We start from the raw sequence: 8,707 nt of genomic DNA, 5'->3' as shown, positions 1-8,707 counted from the left end.
GACCGCGTCGGCGATGGCCCCGGCATCCGCCCGCGGCGACAGCACGGACGCGACGCCGTGACGCGCCGCGCGGGCGGCGTTGTCGGGCTGGTCGCGGCCGAGCGGCAGGCAGAGCACGGGCACGCCGGCGGCGATGGCCTTGATGAGCGTGCCGTGGCCGGCGTGCGTGACGACGAGATCGGCGCGGGCCATGAGCTCGGTGTGCGAAGCCGAGCGCACGACCGCGACGTGAGGCGCCGCGGGGATCGCCTCGGGGTCGATCGCGGGCCCCGTCGTGATCACGGCGCGCACCGGCAGCGTCGCGAGCGCCGTCGCGATACGGGTCAGGAGCGCCGCCTGGTCCATGTACGAGCTCGACAGGCCGACGAGCACGAACGGGTCATCGCCGGGCGGCAGGGCGAGCGCGCCGTCGGAGGCGATGTCGTCGAGCACGGGGCCCACGTAGCGCACGTTCGGCGCGTCCGGGGGCGGGTCGTCGAAGGCGGATGCCGTCAGCATCAGCACGCGGTCCGCCCGATCCCACTGGTCCCACAGCCGGCGGAGCGGGTCGAGACCGTGCGCGGCACGCGCCGCGTTGAGTCCACGGAGCCCGGGGCCCCACAGCAGGCCGGTCAGCCGGCATCCGACCCGATCGCGCAGACGGCCGAGAGGGCCGCGCGCCGGCGGGATGCGCCCGGCGGGCGGACGCACGCGCGAGGGCGCGAGGTAGACGGTGCCTACCAGCGCGACCGACGGGATGCCGCGGGCCTCCGCTCCCACGAGCGCGCCGAGCAGCACACCGTCGGCGAGCACGACGTCGAACGGCTCCGCGGACGCGGCGGCGGCGTCGAGCGCGCCGACGACGTCGGCGGCGAACCTCGGCGCGGCGTCGCCGGCGATGAGCCGGTCGCGGAGGCGCAGCACCTGGCCGAGCGCGGTGCGGCATTCCCAGTCCTTGAGGATGTCGTCGTCGAGCGCCGTCGAGCGACGCTGCGGCGCGGTCGGCCAGGCGCGGTGCGCCGCGCCGGTCGCGGCGACGTCGGCGGCGAGCGTGGGGTCGCCGTACACGACGACCTCGTGGCCGCGCGCGACGAGCAGCCGCGCGATGCCGAGATTCGGCGGGGTCGCGCCGCCGCCGTCCCAGATCGCGAGCAGGTACCTCATCGATCACGCTCCTCGCGCCCGGGACCGTGCCGGGATGCGCCCGACGATACCGCCGTCGCCGTCGCGCGGGAAGCGCCCCCACGACAGGATCGCCTGCGCCCCGGAGAGGTGGCGCAGGCGATCCTGTCGTCTGTCGACCGTCAGTCGGTCGTACGGTGCCGCCGCGCCAGCACCAGCGCACCGCCGATCAGCAGCGCGAGCAGCGCCGCCAGGCCGGCCACGAGCGGCATCTCGCCACCCGTCGCGGCCAGCGCCGGCGCGACCGGCTGGCTGACCGGGTGATCGGTGCAGACCGCTCCGCCCGTGCCGCACTCCGGGTCCTCGTCGTCCGACCAGGCGACGAGGTTGCCGATGGCGTTGTCACCGCGCTGTCCGTCGGGCAGGACGGTCACGCCGTACGTGACGGTCACCGTCTCGCCCACGGGCAGCTGCCCCGTGATCGCGATCGAGCCCTCGCCGACGGTGGCCGTCAGCGCACCCTCGGGCGAGACGACCGGCTCGCCGGACAGACGGGCGTCGTCGAGGACGTTCGCCAGGTGGTCGACGACGTCGACCGTGCCCGTCGCGATGCCGTCGTTCGTGAAGGTCAGCGTGTACTCGATCTTCTCGCCGGCCTTCACCGTGGTGCCGGAGGCGGGGTTCGAGGACTTCGCGACGTTCACCGCGGCCAGCGGCGTGACGACCGTGTCGCACGGCTCGCCGGTCTCCGGGTCGACGCCCTCGACGCAGTTCGGCGTCACCGGGTTCTCCGGGTCGGCCGGGTCGCCCCACGCGACGTTGGACAGCTCGTCGTCGCCCTCGCCGGTGAGCGTCACCGAGTAGGTGAGCGTCGCCGACTCGCCGCCGGCGAGCGGTCCCGACCACGACAGCAGCGGTTCGACGAACGCCGGAGCGTCGACGGCCGAGCCGTCCGAGATCGTCACGACCGCGTCGCCGTTGTACGTGGCGTCGTCGAGCACGCCGGAGAGGTCGTCGAAGACGACGGCCGGGCGCGCGGCGTCGTAGTCGCCGGTGCCGATGTTGGTCGCCGTCACGGTGTACTGCACGACGTCGCCGACGCGGCTGTCGGCCGTCGCGGTCGAGGTCTTCTCGATCGACAGGTCGCACGGCTGGCCGAAGTTGTCGAAGTACGTGCGGTCCTGACCCACCTGGCCCTCGATCGAGAACGAGAACCGCTCGACGTCGCTCATCGCGGCGAGGAAGTCCTCGTCGCTCGGCGCCGCGCCGACGGGTCCGGTGCCGTTGTCGAAGCCGACCTGCCATTCGCTCGCGTCGAGGGGCACCACGACCGTCGTCCACGAGGTGGGCGTGGTCACCTGGTCGCGGAAGTTGTACCAGTAGTGGCTGCCGTTGGCGCCGACGACGCCGACGTAGACGTCGACCGAGATGCCGGTCGTGTTGCGGTAGTCGAACTGGAGGCCGTGACCGATCGAGCCGGAGTAGTCGGTGACGTAGCCGCCGGCGATGAAGTCGGGCGTCCACAGCTCGGTCCAGTTGCCGTCGAGGTCGTCCTCGGCGAGCGCGCCGCCCGGGTTGCCCGCGTCGGACTCCCAGCCCACCGGGAACGGACCCGAGTTGACGGTGGTGCCGCTCGAGGTCGTGGCCGCACGCCACCCGGCGTTGCCCTCGTCGAAGGTGATCTGCTCGCACTGCGCGAACAGCGGCGTCGGCTCGTTGATCTGCACCGTGCTGACGCCGGGCAGGTCGATCCCCACGGCGCTGCCGATGTTCGTCGGGCCGTTGGCGAACTCCCCGGTCGCGCCGGCGACGACGTCGACGGTGATCGTGCAGGAGCTCTGTCCGGCCGACAGGGAGCCGCCGGTCACGGCGATCGTCGAGCCGGTCGCGTCGACGTCGGCGACGCAGTCGCCGCCCACGTTCGGCTCGGCCGCGACGGCGAGGCCGTCGCTCAGCACGTCGGTGAACGACCAGCCGTCCTTCGCCGCCAGCTCGCTCGTGTTCGTGACCGTGAAGGTCAGCGGGAACGGACGGTCGACGATGGCCGTGGCGGGGAACGCCTTGTCGAGCTGCGGCGTCACGTCGAGCACGCGGATGTCGTCGAAGGCGTGGTCGTTGCCGATGCCGCTGCCCGCGGCGTTGCGGATGCGGATGCCGACCTCGTCGCCCGTGAACAGCACCGAGCTGTTCGCGGCGACCTGGCCGAGACCGCCCATGGCGCACGCGTTCGTGGGGCCGGACGAGACGGGCGTCTCGTCGCCCTCGGCGTCGACGAGGTAGAAGCTCAGGCGCGGATCGCCGATCAGACCGCAGTTGATGGCCGCGACGTTGGCCGCCAGGGTGAGGAAGCGGCCCTCGACGGACGAGTTCAGCGACACCGGCGACGCGGTCTCGAACTCGACGAGGTCGGCGCCGGGGTTGCCGGCGGTGTATGCGGCGACGGCGTGGTTCTGCGCCGCCGGGTCGGTGCCGTTGTAGGTGCCGAGCTGGGTCGCGAGGCCGCGCAGCCCACCGGGGCCGCTCGTGCAGCCGAGCGCCGCCATCGCGCCGTCGGGCGTGGTCCCGTCGAGGATGAAGCCGTTGCAGAACGCCGGGTCCGCCCACGCGCCCTCAGCCGTGTAGGTGTCTCCGGAGGCGCCGACGTAGTCCACCAGCGGGGTCAGCTCGCCGTCCGCGAGACCGTTCTCGAAGTCCTCGTGGAAGAGCACGACCGGCGCTCCGGGCACGCCGGGGTTCCCCGCCGCCATCGGGACCGCCACGGCGGCCGGCGCGGTCGGCGCCGCGAACACGGGTCCGGCGAGGCCGATCCCCACGCTCGCGAGCATGGATGCGGTGACGGCGATCGCCGCGGCTTTGCGGCGTGACGATCGTGCCGGGCCCCGCCGGCGGCTTTCGGGCATGGTCATTCTCACGAATCCCCTCCTGGAACATGGTGTGGAGACATCGTGAGCACCCCCCAGTAGCGCTCACAGTCGGGTCCCAGGAAACCAGTTCCGGCGGCGCGACGACTGGTCGAGAGGCGTTTTTCATCCGGCATCTCATCCTTCGCGTCACCCGGGATGAGACGAAGGTGACGCTCATCCCGGATGAGTCGAGGACGACGCGGACCGCCGGAGTCCGACCCCGCCGGCATCCGCGTCAGACGCCGCCGCCACCGCCTCCGCCACCGCCGCCGCCCGCGGATCCGCCGCCGCTCGAGCCGCCCGACGACGACGAGGACGTCGCCGCCGACGAGAGCGAGGTGATGCCGGACGAGAACGACGACGCGTCGAAGGCGCCGGTGCCGTAGTACCACGCGGGGCCGGCGACGCCGGTCGCCGTGTACAGCACGGCGAGCTGCTTCGACCACTCCTTCTCCTGGCCGAACACCACGGCGTACGGCAGCAGCGACTCGTACAGCTCGAGCTTCTGCCGCGGGTCGTTCACGTCGATGCGCACGCGCTCGGCTCCCGACGGCGACTGCAGCATCCGGATGCGGTCGGCCTCGGCCCACTCGATGAACTCCTCGAGCCCCTTCAGGTGATCCCGGGCCTCGGCGCCCGCCGCGGTCAGGGGCTTGCGCGCGACCATGCCGGCGATCACGATCGCGACGACGACGGCCAGGACGAACAGGGCGACCACGAAGGGCGACCGCACGCCGCCGTCGAGGGCCGCGACGCCGAAGATCCACACGAGCACCGCCGCCCCGAACCCGAGCAGGACCGGCCACGTGCGCGCGCCCTTGGGCACGGGACGACGGACGCCGCGAGCCACCAGCTCGCGCTCGGCGGCCTTCAGGATCTTCATCGCGGTGGACGACAGGCGCGTGTCGGAGGTGCCGAACTCGAACGTCTCGCCCGGCCGGCCGCTGTCGAAGAGGCCGTCGAGCAGCATCTGCCCGTCGCGGTCGGCGCGCGAGCGGTCGACGAGCTCGGCGACGAGCTTGGCCTTGCCCCACTTCCTCTCTCCCTCGAGGATGCGGATCGATCCGACGACGGCCTGCTCGAGCACCTCGGCCGGGATCGCCTTCGCGGTCTGCCCGAGCAGCACCGCGCTCTCGAGCGCGTCGATGCCGGGAGGCGGCGTGTACTCGGCGATGATCGTCGGCCGTCCTGCGCCGTCGCGCAGGTGCCGGCGCCGCGTCCGCCACGCCAGCACGCCGGCGCCGAGGAGGCCGACGCCGGCGATCGCCTGCGCCCAGCCGAACGGCGAGGCGAGCATCGACGAGTCGAACGCCGTGAACGTGCCGTCGGCGAAGCCGACCGCCATCGTGAGGGTCTGGTACGGCCCGACCTGGGCACGGCTCGCGGTGACGACCACGCCGCCGTCGGGCGCCGGCTCCGACGCGATGTCGTCGCACGGGGTCGAGGCGCCGTGGGCGCCGGCGTAGCACGACATGCGGCCGGTCAGCGCGTCGGCGAGGTCGGCGTCGAGGTGCAGGCGCGCGACGACGCTGCCGAACGGCTGTCGCCAGTCGACGCCGTTCACGTCCCAGTAGAACTCCCAGCCGGTGTCGGGGAAGTCCCACGTGACGTTGTCGAGCGTGTAGGTGAACACGAACGTCTGCCGGCCGTGCAGGTAGCCGTCGGCGCGCGAGACCATCGAGTAGGCGCCGTCGTCCGACTCCGTCTCGGCGGGTCGTGGCCGCCCCTCGCCGTCGGTGATCGAGACGAGCCGCGGCCGCGACGGCATGTCCTTGTACGAGTCGGGGATCAGGCGGCGCATGCCGCGGTTCTGGTCGTGCTCCGGGAACAGCGCGACGAACTCCTCGACCACGCGCAGTCGGCTCGTGCCGTCGTCGGCGCGCGTCAGCGTGTAGTCGACGGTGAGGCTCTCGAACGTGAAGTCGTCGACGTCGGCGTGCGCGGCGGTCGCCGGGACGCCGCACACGAGGAGGACCGACGCCACCACGACCAGCACCGCACGCATCCACCGCCCCATGGCCCTCAGCTTAGAGGCGGCGGCTACAGTGGTCGTCGTGACCGACCGCCGCCTCGCCGTCGCCGCGTGGGAGAGCCTCTTCCGCGCGCAGCACGAGGTGCTCGGCCAGCTGGCCGCCGACTTCGACGGGGATGGGCTCACCGAGGCGGAGTACGACGTGCTGCTCACGGTGACGCGCGGCGAGGGGAACTCGGTGCGGCTGCGCGACGTCACCGCGAACATGCTGATCAGCCAGCCGAGCGTGTCGCGCCTCGTCGACCGCATGGTCTCGTGCGGGCTGGTCGCCAAGTGCCCCGACCCTCAGGACGGTCGCGGCGCGATCGTGACGGCGACCGAGGCGGGCGTCGCCGCGTTCCGGCGCGTGGCGGCCGTGCACGCCCGCTCGATCGCCGAGCGGATGGCGGTGCTCACCGACGACGAGCTGCGCGAGCTCCTCGCCCTGACCGCCAAGCTCCGCGACGCCTGAGCGGCGGGTTCAGGGCGTGCGGCGGCGCAACGTCAGCGACGCCAGCACGAGGGCGCCGACCGCGAAGGCCGCGACGATCAGCAGCGGACGGTACAGCTCCCACCCGGCGTCGTCGGCGGCGACGGCGTTCACCGCGTCGATCGCATGGCTGAGCGGCAGCCAGTCGCTGATCGCCGACAGCACCTCCGGCATGCTGTCGCGCGGCATGAACAGGCCGCCCAGGATGATCTGCGGGAAGACCAGCACCGGCATGAACTGCACGGCCTGGAACTCGGTCTGCGCGAACGCGCTCGCGAGGAGCCCGAGCGCCGTGCCGAGGATCGCGTCGACGACGGCGACGAGACCCAGCTGCCACAGGGCGCCCTCGACCTCGAGGCCGCACACGGTCACCGCGAAGGTGACGGTGACGAGGGCCTGCAGCGTCGCCATCAGCCCGAACGCGAGCGCGTAGCCGAGGATGAAGTCGGCCTTGCCGAGCGGCGTCGTCATGAGCCGCTCGAGCGTGCCCGACCGGCGCTCGCGAAGCGTCGTGATCGAGGTGATGAGGAACATCACGACGAACGGGAAGAGCGCGAGGATCGCGCCGCCGAACTGGTCGAACACGCCCTCCTGGTCGCTGAACAGCCACGCGAACAGACCGACGAGCAGGCTCGGCGCGACGAGCATGAGCGCGATCGACCGCGGGTCGTGGCTGAGCTGACGGAGCACGCGGCCGGCCGTCGCGAGGGTCCGGATGCCGTTCACGACCGCTCCTCCCCTCGCGCCTCGCGTCGCGACCGCGGATGCGCGCCGCCCGTGTGCGCGACATCGTCGCGGCGGACGATCGCGAGGAACGCGGCATCCGGATCCGACTCGCCCGTGTCGGCCAGGAGCCGGTCCGGGTCGGTGTCGGCGACGATGCGCCCGGCGCGCATGAGGAGGAGGCGGTCGCAGCGGAGCGCCTCGTCCATGACGTGGCTCGAGACCAGCAGCGTCGCCCCGGCGTCGGCGAGGCCGCGGAACACCTCCCACAGCTCCGCGCGCAGCAGCGGGTCGAGGCCGACGGTGGGCTCGTCGAGGACGATGAGCTCGGGCGTGCCGAGCATCGCGACGGCGAGCGACGCGCGGTTCAGCTGCCCGCCGGAGAGATCCGACACGCGCTGATCGGCCTGGGCGCGCAGGCCCACCTGGCCGAGCACGCGCTCGACGTCGGCGCGCGGCGCCGACACCACGCGCGCGAAGTAGGCGAGGTTCTGCCGCACGGTGAGGTCGCCGTAGACCGACGCCGCCTGCGTGTCGTAGCCGACGCGGCGGCGCAGGCGCGGGGAGCCGGCCGGCTCGCCGAGCACCGTGACCTCGCCGCCGGCGACCTTCTGCACGCCGACGATGGCGCGCATGAGCGTCGACTTGCCGCAGCCCGACGGCCCGAGCAGGCCCGTGATCTCACCGCGCGGGATCGTCAGGTCGAGGCCGTCGAACACCTCGGTGCGTCCGCGCCGGACGCGCAGGCCGCGCACCGTGACGGCATCCGAGTTATTCATCATGTGATGAATTATGCTCCCGCGGATGCCGTCGGTCAATCAGTCGAACAGATAGCGCTGCACGGTGGGCCCGACGCGCGCGACGAGATCGTCGACGGACGCCTCGGCGAGCGCCGGGAGCCCCACGACGTAGCGCGCGACGATCAGCCCGGCCATCTGGCTCGCCGCGAGCGAGGCGCGCAGCGCCGCGTCGGGGGCGTCGAGCCCCGCCGCGACGCGGCCGAGCAGCTCGCGCTGCAGGAAGCCGGCGAGGAGCGGCGTCGCGACGCGGTTGCCGAGCGCGGCGCGGAGGAGCGCGACGGCCCGCCTGCGGGTGTCGGCGTCCTCGAACTGCTCGAGGACGAACCGCACGGCGCTCTCGCCGACGGCGTCGCGAGGTCCGGCGAGGATGCCGGGGATCACCCGGTCGGGCCGGATCGGGATGTCCACCGTCGCGGCGAAGAGGTCGGCCTTGGTGCCGAAGTAATGGTGCACGAGCGCCGAGTCGACGCCCGCACGGGCCGCGATGTTGCGCACGGTGGCGCCGTCGTAGCCGAGCCCGCCGAACTCCTCGGCCGCGGCGCGGAGGATGCGCGCGCGTGTGTCGCCACGACCGGCCGCGCGAGGGCGCCCGCGGCGCCGCGGCGCACTGGCGTGGTCGTGCTCGGCGCGCTCGCGATGCTGGGCCATGGCGTCAGCCTACGAGGTCGCGCGGCACCCG

7 protein-coding genes are annotated in these 8,707 nt (G+C 73.1%); 1 reads left to right on the top strand and 6 read right to left on the bottom strand.

What is annotated here, in order from left to right:
• The 3 genes from WML84_RS10420 to WML84_RS10410 form a co-directional block, all read right to left on the bottom strand.
• A partial coding sequence (locus WML84_RS10420; RefSeq protein ID WP_347346076.1) for a glycosyltransferase occupies positions 1-1,143 on the bottom strand: 1,143 nt, incomplete at its 3' end.
• Between the two features lie 140 nt (positions 1,144-1,283).
• A complete protein-coding gene (locus WML84_RS10415; protein WP_347346075.1) occupies positions 1,284-4,001 on the bottom strand; it encodes a hypothetical protein in 2,718 nt (905 codons plus the stop codon).
• A gap of 238 nt (positions 4,002-4,239) precedes the next feature.
• Complete coding sequence (locus WML84_RS10410) at positions 4,240-6,021, bottom strand: DUF2207 domain-containing protein (protein WP_347346074.1); 1,782 nt, start codon at positions 6,019-6,021, stop codon at positions 4,240-4,242.
• A 37-nt stretch (positions 6,022-6,058) separates the two neighbouring features.
• Between WML84_RS10410 and WML84_RS10405 the strand changes: the two genes are divergently transcribed.
• The gene (locus WML84_RS10405; RefSeq protein ID WP_347346077.1) at positions 6,059-6,487 is read left to right on the top strand and encodes a MarR family winged helix-turn-helix transcriptional regulator; all 429 of its coding nucleotides are present in this window, start codon (positions 6,059-6,061) and stop codon (positions 6,485-6,487) included.
• Between the two features lie 9 nt (positions 6,488-6,496).
• Here the strand turns inward: WML84_RS10405 and WML84_RS10400 are convergent, their stop codons facing one another.
• The 3 genes from WML84_RS10400 to WML84_RS10390 are packed head-to-tail and all read right to left on the bottom strand — an operon-like array spanning position 6,497 to position 8,676.
• The gene (locus WML84_RS10400; RefSeq protein ID WP_347346073.1) at positions 6,497-7,231 is read right to left on the bottom strand and encodes an ABC transporter permease; all 735 of its coding nucleotides are present in this window, start codon (positions 7,229-7,231) and stop codon (positions 6,497-6,499) included.
• Positions 7,228-8,010 (bottom strand): ABC transporter ATP-binding protein, encoded by a 783-nt coding sequence (locus WML84_RS10395; protein WP_347346072.1) that lies wholly within the window; start codon positions 8,008-8,010, stop codon positions 7,228-7,230. Before WML84_RS10395 ends, WML84_RS10400 begins: the two co-directional genes overlap by 4 nt.
• A 36-nt stretch (positions 8,011-8,046) precedes the next feature.
• Positions 8,047-8,676 carry a TetR family transcriptional regulator gene (locus WML84_RS10390; RefSeq protein ID WP_347346071.1) on the bottom strand — a complete coding sequence of 210 codons (630 nt, stop codon included), beginning with the start codon at positions 8,674-8,676 and terminating at the stop codon, positions 8,047-8,049.
• Between the last annotated feature and the right edge of the window lie 31 nt (positions 8,677-8,707).

The organism is Microbacterium sp., assembly GCF_039812165.1.
In the GTDB taxonomy this organism is placed as follows: domain Bacteria; phylum Actinomycetota; class Actinomycetes; order Actinomycetales; family Microbacteriaceae; genus Microbacterium.
The sequence above is the reverse complement of the archived record's forward strand: the minus strand, read 5'-3'. Positions and strand labels throughout refer to the sequence as shown.